This window comes from Methylobacterium sp. E-046, assembly GCF_022829625.1.
In the GTDB taxonomy this organism is placed as follows: domain Bacteria; phylum Pseudomonadota; class Alphaproteobacteria; order Rhizobiales; family Beijerinckiaceae; genus Methylobacterium; species Methylobacterium longum.
In genome coordinates, this window is sequence record NZ_JAKSYP010000268.1 from 12,323 (window position 1) to 28,695 (window position 16,373).

14 protein-coding genes are annotated in these 16,373 nt (G+C 68.0%); 6 read left to right on the plus strand and 8 right to left on the minus strand.

Annotated features, from left to right (window positions below):
* The first annotated feature begins 85 nt into the window (after positions 1–85).
* The gene (locus tag MKK82_RS28950) at positions 86–412 is read left to right on the plus strand and encodes a hypothetical protein (RefSeq protein ID WP_238291159.1); all 327 of its coding nucleotides are present in this window, start codon (positions 86–88) and stop codon (positions 410–412) included.
* Between the two features lie 241 nt (positions 413–653).
* Here MKK82_RS28950 and MKK82_RS28955 read toward each other — a convergent pair whose 3' ends face one another.
* The 4 genes from MKK82_RS28955 to MKK82_RS28970 all read right to left on the minus strand — a co-directional run bounded on the left by MKK82_RS28955 (position 654) and on the right by MKK82_RS28970 (position 7,571).
* The gene (locus MKK82_RS28955) at positions 654–3,089 is read right to left on the minus strand and encodes a putative bifunctional diguanylate cyclase/phosphodiesterase (protein ID WP_243987639.1); all 2,436 of its coding nucleotides are present in this window, start codon (positions 3,087–3,089) and stop codon (positions 654–656) included.
* Positions 3,079–4,476 (minus strand): cytochrome P450, encoded by a 1,398-nt coding sequence (locus tag MKK82_RS28960; protein ID WP_243987641.1) that lies wholly within the window; start codon positions 4,474–4,476, stop codon positions 3,079–3,081. Before MKK82_RS28960 ends, MKK82_RS28955 begins: the two co-directional genes overlap by 11 nt.
* 655 nt (positions 4,477–5,131) lie before the next feature.
* Positions 5,132–6,343: an MFS transporter gene (locus MKK82_RS28965; RefSeq protein WP_243987643.1), complete on the minus strand. Its 1,212-nt coding sequence runs from the start codon at positions 6,341–6,343 to the stop codon at positions 5,132–5,134.
* 19 nt (positions 6,344–6,362) lie between these two features.
* Positions 6,363–7,571, minus strand: coding sequence for an MFS transporter (locus tag MKK82_RS28970; protein WP_238291156.1), 1,209 nt, complete (start codon positions 7,569–7,571; stop codon positions 6,363–6,365).
* 118 nt (positions 7,572–7,689) lie between these two features.
* Here MKK82_RS28970 and MKK82_RS28975 point away from each other — a divergent pair, with 118 nt between their 5' ends.
* From MKK82_RS28975 to MKK82_RS28990, 4 genes are read left to right on the plus strand one after another with little or no spacing between them, the layout of a single operon-like run.
* Positions 7,690–8,898: a glycosyltransferase gene (locus MKK82_RS28975; protein WP_243987645.1), complete on the plus strand. Its 1,209-nt coding sequence runs from the start codon at positions 7,690–7,692 to the stop codon at positions 8,896–8,898.
* Positions 8,891–9,400: a DNA polymerase ligase N-terminal domain-containing protein gene (locus tag MKK82_RS28980; protein WP_373323373.1), complete on the plus strand. Its 510-nt coding sequence runs from the start codon at positions 8,891–8,893 to the stop codon at positions 9,398–9,400. Before MKK82_RS28975 ends, MKK82_RS28980 begins: the two co-directional genes overlap by 8 nt.
* Positions 9,401–9,414: 14 nt before the next feature.
* Positions 9,415–10,557, plus strand: coding sequence for an acyl-CoA dehydrogenase family protein (locus tag MKK82_RS28985; protein ID WP_243987648.1), 1,143 nt, complete (start codon positions 9,415–9,417; stop codon positions 10,555–10,557).
* On the plus strand, positions 10,554–11,150 hold the full coding sequence (locus MKK82_RS28990; RefSeq protein WP_238291153.1) for a class I SAM-dependent DNA methyltransferase: 597 nt from the start codon (positions 10,554–10,556) through the stop codon (positions 11,148–11,150). Before MKK82_RS28985 ends, MKK82_RS28990 begins: the two co-directional genes overlap by 4 nt.
* Before the next feature lie 149 nt (positions 11,151–11,299).
* Here MKK82_RS28990 and MKK82_RS28995 read toward each other — a convergent pair whose 3' ends face one another.
* Positions 11,300–13,195: a potassium transporter Kup gene (locus MKK82_RS28995; protein WP_238291152.1), complete on the minus strand. Its 1,896-nt coding sequence runs from the start codon at positions 13,193–13,195 to the stop codon at positions 11,300–11,302.
* Between the two features lie 487 nt (positions 13,196–13,682).
* Here MKK82_RS28995 and MKK82_RS29000 point away from each other — a divergent pair, with 487 nt between their 5' ends.
* Positions 13,683–14,087: a thioesterase family protein gene (locus MKK82_RS29000; RefSeq protein WP_238291151.1), complete on the plus strand. Its 405-nt coding sequence runs from the start codon at positions 13,683–13,685 to the stop codon at positions 14,085–14,087.
* Between the two features lie 343 nt (positions 14,088–14,430).
* On the opposite strand, the gene MKK82_RS29005 is transcribed toward MKK82_RS29000, so the two are convergent.
* From MKK82_RS29005 to MKK82_RS29015, 3 genes are all read right to left on the minus strand, one after another.
* Positions 14,431–15,198: a Crp/Fnr family transcriptional regulator gene (locus tag MKK82_RS29005; RefSeq protein ID WP_238291150.1), complete on the minus strand. Its 768-nt coding sequence runs from the start codon at positions 15,196–15,198 to the stop codon at positions 14,431–14,433.
* A gap of 82 nt (positions 15,199–15,280) precedes the next feature.
* Positions 15,281–15,529, minus strand: coding sequence for a hypothetical protein (locus MKK82_RS29010; protein ID WP_238291149.1), 249 nt, complete (start codon positions 15,527–15,529; stop codon positions 15,281–15,283).
* Complete coding sequence (locus MKK82_RS29015) at positions 15,526–16,305, minus strand: Crp/Fnr family transcriptional regulator (RefSeq protein WP_243987650.1); 780 nt, start codon at positions 16,303–16,305, stop codon at positions 15,526–15,528. The genes MKK82_RS29010 and MKK82_RS29015 overlap by 4 nt, the downstream gene beginning before the upstream one ends.
* Positions 16,306–16,373: the final 68 nt, after the last annotated feature.

Here is a 16,373-nt window from a genome sequence, read left to right on the forward strand (position 1 = left end):
GAAGCGAAGGGAACGACGGTGGCGCCAACGCATTGCCGGCGTGGCGTGAATGCACAGGCGCCCTTCGAAGGGACACGACCAAGCGATGCCCGCCAAATCCGTCACGGCCATTGTCTGCACTTATCCGCTCGGCCTCGGCCTAATCCTGGGCGCTTTGGCGGGTGGCCTCGCCGTGCCCGCGCCCGCTCTGGCCCAGTCAGCGCAGAGCCGGATCGATCAACCGACGCCGGGGACGATGCCGACAGCGCCGGATCGGGATCAATCCGGACGAGGCAGCGGCAGCGGTCAGGTCTCTCCCCCCCGTGCGATCCAGTCTTCGACCGAGGTGATGCGGCCGCAGGGGGCGGCGCAGGGTCAGGGCGCGCCGAGCCGCGCGAATCCCATGCAGCATCTGCCCGAAAACATGCGGTAGGTTCGGTCTTGGCTTGGCCGATATAGGCGCCGACATCCCGGCGAAGTTGCAATCGATAGCGCAGGCACGTGCAGGCTTGCGGTGCCGTTGCAACATGAGGACCGCCGCGTCGGCCCCTCCCCGCGTCGCCAATGCGGTGAAGCGGTCATTCCGGCCGTTCCTCACGTTACCGCGCCGCCGTCGCCGCGTGCGCGGGTTTGAACGCTCCGGTACGACGACGACATGCTGCCGAGAGACTGTTTCAGGCTGCGTGGCGGCTCGATCGCCGCGTGATTTTGATGTTCTGCGGTATGCTGTCGATCAGCTCCTGCACCTCCTGAGATGGACGAGCAGGGCTGTACAGAAAGCCCTGAGCGGAATTGCAGCGTCTCGCCCGTAGGAGCTCCGCCTGCTGCTCGGTCTCGACCCCCTCCACGGTGACGTCGATGCTCAGATCGCGCGCGATCACCATGACCGCCTTGATCACGGCCAGGCACTCGGGCCGGTTGCTCAGGTCGCGCACGAACGCCCGGTCGATCTTGATCTTGTCGACCGGAAATTGAGTCAAGTAGCTGAGCGATGAGTATCCGGTTCCAAAATCGTCGAGCGCGATCCGCACGCCGAGGGAACGCAGTGCCCGAAGATTGTCGAGCACGTGGGTGGTGTTGACCAGGAAGATGGATTCGGTGATCTCGATCTCGAGACGTTGCGGCTGCAAGCCGATCTCGCCGAGGAGCACCTCGACCTCTCGCGAGAAGTCGGGCAGCCGGAAGTGCGACGACGAGATGTTGACCGCGACGCGCATATGACTCGGCCAGTTCAGCGCTTCAGCGCAGGCCTTGCGAAGCGCCCACTGCCCGATCGCAATGACGAAACCGGTGCTCTCGGCGATCGGGATCAGCTCTGCCGGTGAGACAACGCCATGGTCGGTCCGCGTCCACCGCAGCAGCGCCTCGCACCCGACAACCTCTCCATCCTGCAAGTTCACGAGCGGTTGGTAGTGCAGGTCCATCTCGCCGTTGACGAGCCCGGCGCGCATCGCGACATCCAGTTCCCGCCAGCGGTGAACGCGCCGATCGAGATCGATATCGAACCTGCGCCACCGGCCTTTCCCGGCCTCCTTCGCGCTGTAGAGCGCGAGGTCAGCCTTGCGCAACAGATCCTCGGTGCTCATCGCATCCTGCGGCGCGTGCGCGATGCCGACGCTGACCCCGATCTCGGCCCGCATGCCGTCGATGGTGTAGGGCGCACACAGAGCCGCGACGACCGCTTCGGCCAGCGCCTCCGCCTCCGCCGGCCTCCGTCCGCGATGCACGATCGCGAACTCGTCGCCGCCGAGCCGGAACACCTGCGCCTCCGCCCCGACGGTGGAGCGCAGGCGTTCGGCGACCTGCTGCAGGAGAAGGTCTCCGGTGCCGTGACCGGCCCTGTCGTTGACGGCCTTGAATCCGTCCAGGTCCAGATAGAGGAGGCTGGCCGGCGCGGCCTGCGGGTCCGAGACCGCGGCGGCGCAGGCGATCGAGGTGACCTCATGAAACGCGACCCGGTTGGATAGTCCGGTGAGGGCGTCGCGCGTGGCCAGATAGGCGATGTGGGCCTCAGCCTCCCGGCTCTCCGTCACATCGGAACCGACACCCCGGAAGCCGGCGAAGCTGCCGCTCTGATCGTGGAACGGCTTGCCACAGAGCCTGAACCAGCGGGAACCGCTGGGCGTCTTGATCTCGGCGAGATGGTCGTGGAAGAGCCGAGCTTGTCGCAGGTGCTCGAGGATGTCCTCGGTCTGATCGGCGTCGCTCCGGGCCTCAATGCCTTGTCGTAGCACCACTTCGATTGACGATTGCTGGAGCGCTTCGACCGTGCAGCCGAGCGCTTCGGCAACACGCGGTGAGACGTGCTGGAACGTCCCCCACTCGTTAGTCTCCCAGAGCCAGTCGCTCGTGTTCTCCTCGAACTCATTGAGCAGCAGGCCGATGGTCTCACCCTGATCCTGCACCCGGACGCGGTCGAGGATGCGCTCGCGGGACAGGCGGCTCATGCGGGTCACGCTGAGCGCAACGAAGGTCGAGTAGACCAGGAGCAGGAGTGAGATGCTCAGCGCGATCGGCTCCCCGCAGCGCGCCAGCCCGAAGAAGCTGCCGAGAATGACCGGGACTGCGAAGAGGAAGGAGACCGACAGGAGCGGGCCGATGACATAGACATCTGAGATCAGGCCGGCCGCGATGGCGACAACCAGCAACCGCTCGTTGCTGTCCGCAGGGGCGAACAGCATTACGGGCATGGTCGCCCAGGCCAATCCCAAGACGAGGGCGAGGAGGCCGGCGACCCTGTAGCCGCGCGAGACGCCTTCCTCCGAAACCGCGTCCGCGTAGGCGCGACGGTAGAGCCTATTCGTATGGATCGTCGCCGCGATCGTGACCGCGATCACTGCGAGCAGGCCGACAAGATAGCTCTTCGGCGCCGAGTTCCAGAAGAACCATGTGACTGCTCCCGCTATGATCAGGTGCGTCACGGCCGAGTAGTTCGCCAGCTTCAAGGTCTCATCGAGGAGGCCGGCGCGCACCTGCAGGCGATACCGGGCCGGCAAGCCCTCGACCGTGTCCAGATGGCGGACGCTGGCGAGGAGCGAGGTGGTTTTTCCAGCCAGTTGGTCAGGTGCTCCGATTTTGCCGCGTCTTTCGCGAAGACGTTCAAAGGGCATGACGCGGAACAATCTTCATTGGCATGCCGCCCTTCGGGCGGAGCGTGACGCGAAACTGTGAGGGCGGCATCTCAGCCTTCGCAGGTACGAAGCGGAACGCCGGCAGGAGGGTGGCGAGAATCACGAGGCATTCCGTCAACGCCAGGCCCATGCCGATGCAGACGCGCGGCCCGGCCCCGAACGGCAGGAACGCGTAGCGATCGCGCGAAGCCGCCGCCCCTGGGGCGAAGCGGTCGGGATCGAACATCTGCGGCCTGTTCCAGAGCAGCTCATGGCGGTGAACCGCATAGATCGGGACATGGACCGACTCGCCGGCCCGCACGATTCTGTCTCCCAGGCGGATGTCTGCCGTCGCGCGTCGGACGATCAAGGGCGCCGGTGGATACAGGCGCAGCACCTCCAGCACGACCTGCCGCGTATAGGCGAGCCGGTCGGCAGCATCGGGATCGACGGCGGGATCCTGGTCGAGGCCGGAGATCTCTGCCAGCACGCGCTGCTCGATCTGCGGATGCTCCGCCAACATCCGCAACGTCCAGGTGAGCGCGAGCGCCGTGGTCTCGTGGCCAGCGGCCACGAAGGTCAGCAGATTGTCGACAAGGCTCTCGTCCGACAGAGCTTGGCCCGTCTCGGGATCCTGCGCTTGCAGGAGCAGGCCGAGAAGATCCGTGCCCGGCTCCCCCCGTTCGCGGCGGCGCGCGACCGTTCGAGCCACCTCGCTGCGCAGATAGCGCGCTGCCGCGGCGCCCGCTCGCGCGCCCGGATGGGGGGTCCAGTCGGGGGCATTCAGCATGCCCAGCGCGATCTTCCAAGTGGTCTGACCGAGGTAGGTGTCGATCGCCCGCCCGAAAGGCTCGACCTTCAGTTGGCTGTCCCCGGACACCATCGTCGCCACGATGACGTCGAAGGTCGTCCGCATCATCTCCGGCAGGATATCGCGTTCCCCAAAAGCCGATCCTTCCCTCAGCCACCGCTCGCGCGTGTCCTGTGCAGCCTGGGCGATGACCGGCACGAAGCCGCGCACGCGGTCGGGCCGGAACATCGGGGCCGATGTTCTGCGCTGTCCCCGCCAGTGAGATCCGTCGGCAGTCAGGATGCCGGATCCGAGGGCGGGCCCGAGCGCGCGGAGCATGAAGGATTCGCGCTCCAGCGCGCCGGCGTGATCGACCAGCAAGCTGTGGATGTGGCGCGGATCACAGACGTAGGTCGTCCGACTGCCCAGAAAGCGCGTTGTGACGAGCGGCTGTGAGTAGACGTCGTCCGGCCACGCCTCGATCAGGCTGCGCAGCATCGTGGCGAGCACGGACGGCAGCGCGATCGCTTCGGCGAAAGCTTCCCGGAACGGGATCCCGCCCGGCTCACAGACCCTGAACGTGCCTACGGATGTCATGCGGCAAACCTCACCGGCCCAGCATCCACGCCTGACGTTAAGTTTCTACAACTTTGCCTGGTTGAAGCGTGTCATAACATCGGATCTGCTGTTCGAATCAGGTCGATCCTTAAGGAGATATCACAAAACAGCCAAACGTATGTTGCTAGTGGCTCATGTCCAAGCTCGTGCGCCCCGATCTGAAGTTTCGCGAAGACAGGGGCAGCAGCCTCTGCCCGATGATAATCGTCGACCGCACTATTTCTGGACCGGACTCTCCGCTTTGGGCTCACTCCGGCCGCAAGCTCTGCGCTGCTCCCCAGGCGCTTCGTGGTCCAAATCAGTCAAGGGGATGCGCATCTGGAGGAGGCCTGCGCAACGGATCCCAGCGGGCGCACAGGGTAGCTTCACCATGCTTGTCCGATCCGTCCCCGTTGCAGGGCCCCGCTCTGACGCATGGCTTCCGGTCCCGGACGAGGACGGACGGATGGGAACGAAGCGGCCCGAGCCGGGGGACGGTGTCGCCAAGCGGCGACCGGTGGATGGGCTGGTCACGTAAGGCCAGCGCTCGACAAGCCATGCCAGTCCGCGCGCCTCCTGCTGCGGCGGCTAGTTCCTGGGGAACGAGCGAACGTCCGCCGAGATGCATCGATCAGCCCTCGATGGGAAGGCCGGTTTACGGCACCGATCCGATGGCCTTGGAGGCGCGTGGCAAGCCGATCGCCAGCGGTAGAGCGAGCACGCAGAGGATTGCCATGGCCCAGAACGCACCCGGGCCGAGGCGGCCATAGAGCGCCCCCCCGGCCGCCGTGATCACCGCTGAGGCAATGCCGAGTCCCAGCGTGCCGTAGAGGGTTTGAGCGGTGGCGGAGAGGCGTTCCGGCACGGTCGCGGTGATCAGGTGCATGGCGGCGAGGTGCAGGAGCGCGAATGTCAGTCCATGCAGCGGCTGAATCAGGACCAGCACGGGGACGGAGGCGGTGGTGGCCATCGCCGACCAGCGCAGCGCGCCGAGCCCTGCGGCAAGGAGCGCGGCGCGGGCGACGCCCAGACGCTCCAGCAGCCAGGGACCGGCGAGCACGAAGACGAGCACCTCCGACGCGACCGCCTCCGACCAGAGCAGACTGATCGTGCCCGGCCCGATGCCGGCCTCGCGCCACCGGATCACCGCGAAGCCGTCGTTCAGCGCGTGACTGCCGATGACGAGCGCGGCCACGAGGAGCATACGCCGGAACGGCGCCAGGGCCAGGAGTTCGCGGATGCCGCCACGGCCGAGGCTCGGCGTCACATCGCGTGGAGGAGCCGCCGGGACACGGGCCGCCGCGATCGCCATGACGAGGAACAGGACGCCGCTCGACACGATGATGCTCGCCAGCCCGGCTTGAGCGACGAGCAGCCCCGAGGACAGGGTCCCGAGCACGAACGCCGCCGAGCCGGCGCCGCGGACCCAGCCGTAGGAGAAGGTGCCCTCCCGCTCAGCGGCGGAGAGCGCGAGGGCGTCGGCCAGCGGTGCCAAGGCCGCGATGGCGCTGGCGTGCAGCACGCTCACCCCCAGCAGGGGCCAGAAGCCGAAGCCCGCGAGGTAGGCGAAGGAGATCAGCCCCGCCGCCGCGGCCGCCGTCGCGAGGACGGCCCGGGCGGCGTCGTAGCGGTCCGCGAGATGACCGGCGATGGGGCCTGCGCCGAGGCGCATCAGAGTCCCGGCCGCGAGCGCGATTCCGATCTCGCCCGGCGTCAGGCCCCGCTCGCCGAGGAAGCTCGGCAGGAACGGCGACTCCGTGCCGTAGGCGGCGTAAAGCGCGCCCTGCAGCAGCACGAAGGCCGGGAAGGAGCCCGTCAGGGCTCGGGCCAACGCATTCGAGGTGCTCGGTTCAGGCCGCGCATCCATGCCATCCGCTCCCGGACCGTCATACCGGCTCGGCAGACGCCTCCTCAGTGTGACCCGTGTGCTGTTCCTTGCCCAGAAACCGTCGGCCGACCATCCACACGAGGAGGCCGGCGCCGGCGACGCTCGCGAGGGCGAGGAAGGACGCCGCGAAGCCGAGGTACTGCGCGACGAGACCGGCCAGCAGCGGGCTCACGGTCGCACCCGCGCCGTAGGCGGTCATGACACCGCCGAGCCCGGCATTGGCGTGGCCCGTGCCCTCCATCATCTCGGCCACGAGGGCCGGGATGGCGACGCCGCCGAGCCCCATCGCCAAGCCTTCGAGTATCTGGACCGGGATGACCAGCAACCAGGATGTCGCGAACGCCGCGAGGATGCCGCGGGCCACGACGAGCCCGAGGGCGATGGAGAGGACATTGGCGTGCCCGTGCCCCTTCGCGACGCGGGCGGCGAGGAGCGCGGCTCCGACCATCGTGGCCTGCGCGACGACGGTCATGACGCCGGTGGTCAGGCTCGGGTCCGCGCCGGCCGCGGTGCGCGCCTGCGCCAGGAACGGCAGCATGGCGCCGTTCGCGGTCTGGTAGGCGAAGACAGTGCCCGCCAGGATCAGCAACGGCTTGGTTCCGAACAGAACGCGCAGCGTCGAGCGCTCATCCTGCGCGCCGCCCCGCGCCGTGCCGTGGTCAATGCTGCCCTTGTCGATGGTGAACAGGACGCCGCACGAGGCGACCGCCATGACCACGATGGCGATGGACACGTAGCCCAGCCCCAGCGTGTAGCCGAGCACGCCCGACAACGCGGCATTGGCGGCGTTGCCGGCGTGGTTGAACGCCTCGTTGCGCGAGACCCGGTGTCCGTAAGCCTTCTGCCCGACGATGCCGAGCGTGACGGCCGCGACCAGCGGGGCGATGCTGGTGTCGGCAACGCCGATGAGGAGTTGCGACAGGCCGATCAGCCAGAGGCTGTTCGTAGACACCAAGCCGACCGCGCCCATGGCGATGGCGAGGACGGCGGCCGCCAGGGCGGCACGCTTGTACGCCGTCCGGTCGATCAGCGCGCCGACCGGCGTCGTGGCGAGGAGGCCAGCGAAGCCCGCGAGGCCCATGGCGAAGCCGGTGGCGGCCGGGTCAAATCCTTGTTTCTGCAAGTACACGCCGAGAAACGGCCCGAAGCCCTCGCGCGCGCCGGCCAGGGCGAAGTTCAAGGCACCGAGGCTGGCGGCTGGCTGCATGGAGTTCGGTCTCCGGTCCGTGTGTGCGATGTCGCAGCCCCAGGTAGTGGCGCAGCGTCGCCCTACGTTGTTCTCGGGTCGCCGACAGTCGCGATGCGACCGGTCGGAGATGTGCACGTTGTCCGATACTGTACAATTGGTGCTCTCCCGCGAAGTCGGGAGCGGGGCAGCTCAGGTCCTACAGGCTGTTGTAGCCATCCCAGCCTGCAACGAAGCTGAGCGTATTGAGACTTGCCTGCGGGCCCTCGATCAGCAGGAAGACCTCCGGGGAAGCGGACTGGGGATCGTGCTGTTCCTCAACAATTGTACGGACGGCACCGCCCACGTGGTCGCAGCCCTGCGGCCGACGCTGGGCGTGCCGATCCATATCGTCGAGCGCATCTTCGCGGGCGCGAATGCCGGCTGGGCCCGGCGGGAGGCCATGGAGGCGGCAGCCGCGTGGCTGGAGGAGAGCGGCACACCGGACGGCGTGATCCTGACAACGGACGCGGATAGCCGGGTGCCGGCTGACTGGGTCGCCCGCAACCTCGACGCCATCAGGGCCGGAGCCGACGCCGTGGCCGGCAAGATCGCCCTCGACGCGACGGATGCCGCGCGCCTTCCCGCCGCCCTGCACGCGCGCGGGGCGCTGGAGGGTCGTTACGAGACGCTGCTCACTGAGATCGAGGCGCGGCTCAACCCTCTCGCGCATGATCCGTGGCCGCGGCACTGGACGACCTCGGGTGCCACGCTCGCGGTTCGTCACGCCACCTACCGGCAGGTCGGCGGCATGCCGCCGCTCGCGGTTGGCGAGGACAAGGCCTTCGTCTCGTCGCTGCTGTCGAGTGACGCGCGGGTGCGGCACGATCCGGATATCCTCGTCGTCACCTCCGGCCGGCTCGACGGGCGGGCGCCGGGCGGCGCAGCGGACACGATGAAGCTGCGCTGCGCGGTGCCGGAGAGCCCGTGCGACCCGCGCCTTGAGCCACTGCCGCGTGCGCTGTTCCGGTTCGCTTGGCGCCGTCGACTTCGGCACCTCTCCGTGTCCGGGCGATTGACGCACACACGGCATTGGGCGCCGTGGCTCGGCATCCGGGCGGGCGACGCGCAGGCCATCGTCCGGCTGCCTGCGTTCGGAGCTGTCCTGGCCGCGGTGGAGTTCACGAGCCCTCACCTCGTCTATCGGCCGCTTCGCCCGCGGGAGCTTCCGAAGCACATCCGCCTTGCGAGCTTGGTCCTGTTCCTGATGCGGGGGACGGAAAACCTCCTCCGCGGTGGTGCATCCAAGAACGCGCGTGCCGTGGGTCGGTTGGGCGCGACGTCGGTCGAGGGGCCCGGCAATGCCTGATGGCGGCGGCTTGATCTACCGCGTGCAGAAGCACGCCGCCCGCCGGTTGCACTACGATTTCCGCCTGGAACTCGGCGGCGTCCTCAAGAGCTGGGCGGTGACGCGCGGACCGAGTCTCATCGCGGGCGAGCGTCGTTTGGCGGTCGCGGTCGAGGACCATGGCATGGATTACGCCGACTTCGAGGGCGTGATCGCACCGGGCAGCTACGGGGCCGGCGTCGTGCTGCTGTGGGACCGCGGCACCTGGGAACCGGACGGCAACCCCGCTGCGGCGCTCGCATCGGGATCGCTCGCCTTCACGCTGCACGGCGAGAAGCTGGCCGGCCGGTGGCGCCTCATGCGGATGAAACCTCGGCCCCGCGAACGGCATGTCTCCTGGCTCCTGATCAAGTCTCAGGACGCGGCGGCGCGCCAGCCCGGAGCGCCGGACATCCTGGACGAGCGACCGCGCTCGGTTGCGACCGGTCGCACGGCCGAGGAGATTGCCGCCGCAGCGGCCTGACAGGAGGAAGGCACATGGACCAGAGGACGCCATCCAAGCTGGCCTACGATGCCGTCATGGCGGCGCGTGAGGTCGCCGCGACGTCCGCGACGCGGGCGGAAGCCGAGGATCGTGACGGCGGCTTCCCGGCCGACGATGTCGCCGACCTCGCCCGTTTGGGCCTGCTCGCCGCACCGGTGCCTTCGGCTGAAGGCGGCATGGGCCTCGGCGAAGAGCCGGGGGCAGGCGAACTCCCGGACGTCCTGCGCGTGGTCGGCTACGGCAGCCTCGCTCTGGGCCGCCTATACGAGGGCCACGTCAACGCGGTCCAGCTCGTCGCCCGATACGGTACCCCCGCTCAACGAACACGGCTGTTCGCGGACGCTCAGAAGGGGCACTTGTTCGGCGTCTGGAACACCGACCCGCCCGGCGATTGCCTGAAGCTGGGAGAGGATGGTCGGCTCCGCGGCGTGAAATCCTTCGCCTCTGGGGCGGGCTTCGTCACCCGCGCCCTGGTGACCGTCAAGCGTGAGCCGGGCACACCGCCGCTGATGCTCGTCGTGCCCTTGAGCCCCGGGAGCCGCGCCGACCTGACGGCTTGGCGGGTCCACGGGATGCGGGCGTCCGCCACCGGCACGGTCGACTTCGAGGGCATCGCCATCACGCAGGACGAGATCCTGGGCGGATGGGACGACTACCACCGGCAGCCCGCCTTCTCGGGCGGGGCATGGCGGTTCGCAGCGGTACAGCTCGGGGGCATCGAGGCCGTGTTCGATGCTTGGCGGGGCCACCTCTCGGCGACCGGCCGAGGTGACGACCCGCACCAGCTCGCGCGCTTCGGCGAGGGCGCCATCGCGGTTCAAGGCGCCCGACAATGGGTGGAACGCGCAGCCTTGACCGTCACGGAGGACGCTCTCGCACCGGAGCGCGTGGTCGCTTTCGTCAACTTGGCGAGATTGGCCGTCGAGAAAGCCGGCCTCGAAGTGCTGCAGCTCGCCCAGCGTTCGGTCGGCCTGCAGGGCTTCCTGCGCGAACACCCGCTGGAGCGGCTCTCCCGCGACCTCGCCACCTACCTGCGTCAGCCCGCACCAGATCGGGCCCTCACGACTGCGGCGGCCGAGATCCTGGGAGCCGGCGGCAGCGCCGGCGACCTCTTCGAGGGGTGGGACGCACGATGAACCGGCACACCGCCTCCCTGCCGCCGAGCTACTTCGACGAGCGCTACACCGCCGATCCCGATCCCTGGCAGTTCGCCACCAGCGCCTACGAGCACGCCAAGTACGCCGCCACGCTCGACGCGCTGCCGCGAGACCGATACGCCTCAGCCCTGGAAGTCGGCTGCTCCATCGGGGTGCTGACCGAGAGGCTGGCTCAGCGCTGCGACGCCCTCGTCAGCCTCGATCTGTCGGAACTCGCCCTGGCGCAGGCGCGCGACCGGTGCCGTAGCCTGCCGCATGTCCGCTTCGAGATCGCGCAGGTGCCGGGACAATGGCCGCCGGGCTTGTTCGACCTGATCGTACTGTCGGAGGTGGTCTACTACCTCGACGCCGGCGACGTGACGCGGCTGGTGGAGCGTGTCCGGACGAGCCTGAAGCCGGGTGGGGTCGTCGTGCTGGTGCACTGGACGGGGGAGACGCACTACCCGCTTTCCGGCGATGAGGCGGCCGAGTATTTCATCCACGATGCCGGAACCTTCTTGTACGTCACCCACCAAGGCAGGGATGACAAGTATCGGCTCGACGTCTTGGTGCAATCAGGGAGTTGCGACTGACGGACTTCTGAAAGGCAGCGAAAGGCCGCGCCTCAGATTTGAATGCGTGGAGCGGGATGGCGGCCATCGGCCACGGAAGGAGCCCCGCACCCCTTTCTCGGGCGCCGTCGACGAGTGCGGTCGGTTATCGGTGCTCAAGGCTCAGTCGCCTACATCTCGACCTGTGTTCCAAGCTCGACGACGCGGGGCGGCGGGATGCGGTAGTAGTCCGGTGAGCGCACGGCGTTTCTGGCCATGAAGGCGTAGAGCGGCTCCTGCCAAGAGCTCAGCTCTGGGCGCAGCGACGGGACCGGCTTCTCCCGCCCGATGAAGAACGAGGCCGTGTCCGGATCGACTCCAACCACGTCGCGATGCAGCCGCAGCGCCGCCATGACATCGGGCTTTTCGGCGAACCCAAACGTCAGCCAGACGAGGCTGAATCCTGATGGCAACGGCTCAACCGTCACGCGTTTCGTCTCAGAAACATGCGGCACGCGCTCCGTCGTCACCTTCAGCATCACGATGCGCTCGTGCACCACGCCATTGTGCCGGACGTTCAGCGCCAGCGCCGCGGGGACGATCTGGGTCTGCTTGGTGAGATAGATGGCAGTGCCGCGCATCCGGATCGGCGCGTCCGGTCCATCGAGCCCGGCGATGAAATCCGTCATCGTGACGGCATCCTTGTCGCGCCGCTCGAACGCGATCTCTCGGCCCTTTCGCCACGTGAGCATCAGCGTCAGCGCTACGCTGCCGACCAGGAGCGGAAACCAGCCCCCGGCCGGGATTTTGTGGACGTTGGCACCGACGAAGGTCAGGTCGAGAATCAAGAACAGGCCGGCCGTCGGAAAGACCAAGTAAGGCGGCCAGCGCCAGAGCCCGTTGGCAACGGTGGTCACCAGGAGCGTGGTCACCATCATGTCGCCAGCGACCGCGATGCCGTAGGCATTGGCGAGCGCGTCCGACGAGCGGAAGCCGAAGACGAGACCCAATACCACGGCGGCCAAGAGCCAGTTGAGCTGCGGCACGTATACCTGTCCGATGGACTCCTCGGAGGTCTGCCGGATCTCGAGCCGAGGAATGGCGCCGAGTTGGATCGCTTGCTGCACCAGAGCGAAAGCCCCGGAGAGGACCGCCTGACTGGCGATCACCGTGGCCAGTGTCGTGAGCCCGACGAAGGGGGCGAGCAGCCAGCCGGGAAACAGCAGGAAGAACGGATTGGCGGCCGCAGCGGGGTCAGTGAGGACCAGGGCTCCCTGGCCGAGGTAGTTGAGCACCAGCGCAGGCAGCACGAAGGCAAACCAGTTGATCCGGATAGCGCCTCGACCGAAGTGGCCCATATCGGCGTAGAGGGCCTCGCCGCCGGTGAGCGCCAGAAAGACCGAGCCGAGCACGGCGAAGGTGCTCGATGCCCCAGAATCGCCGACGTAGGCCAGCGCGTAGCGGGGATCGAGGGCGAGGAGCACGCGCGGCTGCTGCAGGAGGTGATACAGCCCGAACAGCGCCAGGGTCAGGAACCAGGCGGCCATAACGGGGCCGAACAGGAAGCCGACGCGGCCGCTGCCGCGGCTTTGGATCGCGAACAAACCAATCAGAACGACTGCGGCGATGGGCACAACGTAGGGCGTGACGACCGGAGTGACGAGTTGCAGTCCCTCGATCGCGCTCAGGACCGAGATGGCCGGCGTGATCATCGCATCACCGAAGAACAGGGAAGCGCCCGCCAGCCCGATGATGGCCAGGGTTGGCCGCAGTCTCCCCGCCACAGGCAATGCCAGCGACAGGAGCGCCATGGTGCCGCCTTCGCCCTGGTTGTCCGCCCGCATGACGAACACGACGTACTTGAGGGCGACGATGAGGAGGACGGCCCAGAACACCATCGAGAGGACACCGAATACGGTCGCCTCGCCAGCGGTCTCACCGGCAGCCTTCAACGACTCCCGGAAGGCGTAGATCGGGCTCGTGCCGATGTCGCCGAAGACCACCCCGAGCGCCCCCAGGAGCAGGGCAGGTCGCACCGGATGCTTAGCGGCGGCCGGGGTCGAGACAGCGCCGGCGGAGGAGATCATCGGGCTTCCTGTCGGGTGTGGGCCGCTGAGAGGCCGTCTCGGTGTCGAACGCCGAACGAGGCGCATGCCCCAGCAAAGCCCGACCGGCTCCTCCGCACGACACGGTATCGTGCTCGACAGCGGGCGGATCGCTGTTTGCAGTAGAGCTCAGGCGATCGTTGAAGCCAAGGTTCAGTCATCCCGCCTCTCGGGTCCCGCTCGGGGTGGGCGGCTCTGAGACTCGACCCGGGTCGCATCATGTGGACTCGATGGCACCAGCAGGTGTCCAGCGATTCTGGCGAAGGGCGACCCGGCGTCAACGGCTCAGCGCGGCCCCCGCGCGCGAGCATGACGGCCGCACGCACGGGAGGAGGCTGTCCGCTTTCCCGGCGAGACTGCTCCGGAGCGGACCGGCCGCTCCCGGCGAAGTCCGGCCGGCGGTTGTGCGGTTCTCCCAGCGCGCTCGGCGGTTCAAACCGGTAGGGTGGAGCGGATCTGGAGCGCGCGTATGCAAGACATCCCGTTGGGCACGAGGGGCAGCTTCGCCATGCTGGTCCGTCCCCCACATTTGGCAAGCCAGTTCAAGGACAGCACCTTGCCGCCGGTTTTTGCCACACCGATGATGATCCTGATGATGGAGAACGCGGCTCTGAACGCCATCCGCCAGTTCCTCGACCCCGGCGAGAGCGCCATCGGAACGAAGGTCGACGTGAGCCATATGGCGGCGACCCCGGTCGGGCACCGGGTGAGAGCGGAGGCCGAGGTCGTGGGCGTCACGGGACGTCAGATCCAATTCCGCGTTGCGGCCTGGGATGAGGCCGAGCAGATCGGGACTGGGACGCACGAGCGGGTGGTGATCGACCTGAAGCGCCTCGAGAAACGTCTCGCCAACAAGCGGCCCGCCTCATCATAGCGCGTGTGGGTGCCTGCCCGCGTTCGGGGCGGATCCGCTCCGACGCGGGCATGTCCCTCTCGGGCAGAGCCCGCTGGCGTCGAGAGAGCGCCGCAAGTCTCAGTCGGGTGGTCGTTCACCGGTCCGCGCTGGGACGGCAATGGACGGCGATGCAGGGACGCGGACGTCGTCTCCGCTCTCGCTTCGGGCCTTCCCGGGCCTCGATGGTGTTCGCCTGTGACCTGTTCGATCCGGCGCGGCGGATGATCGAGCCGCGCGGGCTACACAGCGTGGTTTCATGCCGGCGATCAGCACGGCGATCGCCGATCGAACGGCGTGTTGCCGGGCTGAGCTGCGTCCACCTTCAGGAAGTCGGAAGCTTAGCGCCGTCCTCGCTGCGCAGATGCAGGTAGGCCGGATCGAACTCCGCCGCCGCCTTCAGCCCCTCCCAGTCCTCCACCGTCAGCCGCCTGCCACGGACTGTGACCAAGCCGGCGGCCTTCAGATCCCGCATCGTGCGGTTCACATGGACCGGTGTGATCCCGAGCGCGTCAGCCAGCTCGGGCTGGGTCATGGGCATTGCGCAGGTTCGTTCAGGGGCCAGCCCGACGGCGTCTAGGCGCGTGATCAGCTCGCAGAACAGGTGGGCCAGGCGCGTGTAGGCCTCGCGGCGTCCGATGTTGAGCATCCATTCACGGACAAGGGCGGCATCGATCAGCGTCGAGCGCCAGAACACCTCCAGCAGCTTCGGTTGCTCCCGGAACAGCACACGAAGCGCGTCGTGCTCCACGAAGCCGATCCGGCTCGGGCTGACGGTCGCGATGCTGTTGTCGAGCACCTTCAGGTGCAGGCTCTGGAGGTCCGGCACGTCCCCGACGACGTGATAGGCCATGACCTGACGCTTGCCTGACGGCGTCGTCTTGTAGGCGGCCACAAAGCCCTCCAGCAGGGCGAAGCAGCGGGACGGCCGGTCGCCCTCGCGCACGATGTCCTGGTAGGCGTCGAAACGCGCCACATGCATGGGCAGGGCGCAAAGCGCGGCCCGCTCCTCCCGCGACAGGGGGAAGAGGGCGATGCTCTCCATCTTGCGCACGAACGGATGCGTGTCGGGCGGGTGAAGCGATCCGGTCATCACGTGCCTGCCCTTCGCGTGAGAACACCATGCTTCGGCGGTCAGAGCTCAACGTACCGCCGCCCGTCTACGTTGCGGCAGCTCAGGTGCCCGACGATCCAAGACGCGCGCAGATCCAGGCTTGCGCCTCGTCGATGTCGGCGAAGGTCGGACCCGAGATGTCGGTGACCCGGCCGAACCCGGCTTCCAGGAACCACTTCCCGGCATCCGTCTCATGCAGGTCGGAGAGTCGAACCAGGATCGCGACCAGAAACCCCTCGTGGAACACGAGCTGGCTCTCCTGGTCCTCGCTGCCCGTGGCAACCTGCACGGGCTGAAGCTGCAGGCTCATGCAGCATCCCTCCCGCCCAGATGCAGGTAGTTGGGCTTGAACTCGGCCAGGGTCTCCAAGCCGGCCAGATCCAGGATCCGCAGCTGCCGCCCGGACAGCGCGATCAGCCCCCGCTGCTTCAGGCTTCCGAGCGTGCGGTTGACGTGCACGCTGGTCAGGCCGGTCGTGTCGGCCAGATCCTCCTGGGTGATCGGCAAGGCGTAGCCGTCGCCGGCCGTCCGGCCGACCGCACGCAGCCGCAGCAAGAGCTCACACATGAGGTGCGCGATGCGCTCCTCGGCGGAGCGGCGGCCGACATTGACCAGCCACTCGCGCAGGGTCGCCTCGTCCACCAGCGTGGCGAGGCGCAGGGCATGCGTGATGCCGGGATGATCCCGCAGCAGCGCCTGGATGACGTCGAGGCTGATCCGGACCACGTGGCAGGCCGAGAGCGTGCCGATCGAGTGATCCATGGCCTTCAGCATGGCCACGTCGAGGTCGCAGTAATCGCCCGGCACCAGATAGGCCATGATCTGGCGCGCGCCGCTGGCCCGGAGCTTGTAGCGGCAGGCGATGCCGTCCAGGACCAGGTAGACGCCGTCCGGCTTGTCGCCCTCGCCGATCAGGTCCGTGCCGGCCGGGACGAGGTGCGGCTTGGCGCTGATCCGCTCCAGCACCGCCCGGTCGTCGGCCGAGAGCGGGGCGAGGCTCTCCAGCTTCAGGATCAGGGGGTTGGCGGCCCGGCCGTCCGGGCGTGAGGTGCCGTCCTCGGCACCGGCTGTGTCGTTGTCCTGCATCGCCTCTCACCCAAGTCGGGCCTCTCACCCAAGTCGTGCTTGCGACCGCCGAGGGGTGTGGGGCAGTC

What these genes read in the sequence shown, in the direction of transcription:
- MKK82_RS28950 (WP_238291159.1), top strand. Translation starts at nt 86, where the DNA reads ATGCCCGCCAAATCCGTCACGGCCATTGTCTGCACTTATCCGCTCGGC.
- MKK82_RS28995 (WP_238291152.1), bottom strand. Translation starts at nt 13,195, where the DNA reads ATGATCTCCTCCGCCGGCGCTGTCTCGACCCCGGCCGCCGCTAAGCAT.
- MKK82_RS28970 (WP_238291156.1), bottom strand. Translation starts at nt 7,571, where the DNA reads ATGCAGCCAGCCGCCAGCCTCGGTGCCTTGAACTTCGCCCTGGCCGGC.
- MKK82_RS29010 (WP_238291149.1), bottom strand. Translation starts at nt 15,529, where the DNA reads ATGAGCCTGCAGCTTCAGCCCGTGCAGGTTGCCACGGGCAGCGAGGAC.
- MKK82_RS28985 (WP_243987648.1), top strand. Translation starts at nt 9,415, where the DNA reads ATGGACCAGAGGACGCCATCCAAGCTGGCCTACGATGCCGTCATGGCG.
- MKK82_RS28955 (WP_243987639.1), bottom strand. Translation starts at nt 3,089, where the DNA reads ATGCCCTTTGAACGTCTTCGCGAAAGACGCGGCAAAATCGGAGCACCT.
- MKK82_RS29005 (WP_238291150.1), bottom strand. Translation starts at nt 15,198, where the DNA reads ATGACCGGATCGCTTCACCCGCCCGACACGCATCCGTTCGTGCGCAAG.
- MKK82_RS29015 (WP_243987650.1), bottom strand. Translation starts at nt 16,305, where the DNA reads ATGCAGGACAACGACACAGCCGGTGCCGAGGACGGCACCTCACGCCCG.
- MKK82_RS28965 (WP_243987643.1), bottom strand. Translation starts at nt 6,343, where the DNA reads ATGGATGCGCGGCCTGAACCGAGCACCTCGAATGCGTTGGCCCGAGCC.
- MKK82_RS28980 (WP_373323373.1), top strand. Translation starts at nt 8,891, where the DNA reads ATGCCTGATGGCGGCGGCTTGATCTACCGCGTGCAGAAGCACGCCGCC.
- MKK82_RS29000 (WP_238291151.1), top strand. Translation starts at nt 13,683, where the DNA reads ATGCAAGACATCCCGTTGGGCACGAGGGGCAGCTTCGCCATGCTGGTC.
- MKK82_RS28990 (WP_238291153.1), top strand. Translation starts at nt 10,554, where the DNA reads ATGAACCGGCACACCGCCTCCCTGCCGCCGAGCTACTTCGACGAGCGC.
- MKK82_RS28960 (WP_243987641.1), bottom strand. Translation starts at nt 4,476, where the DNA reads ATGACATCCGTAGGCACGTTCAGGGTCTGTGAGCCGGGCGGGATCCCG.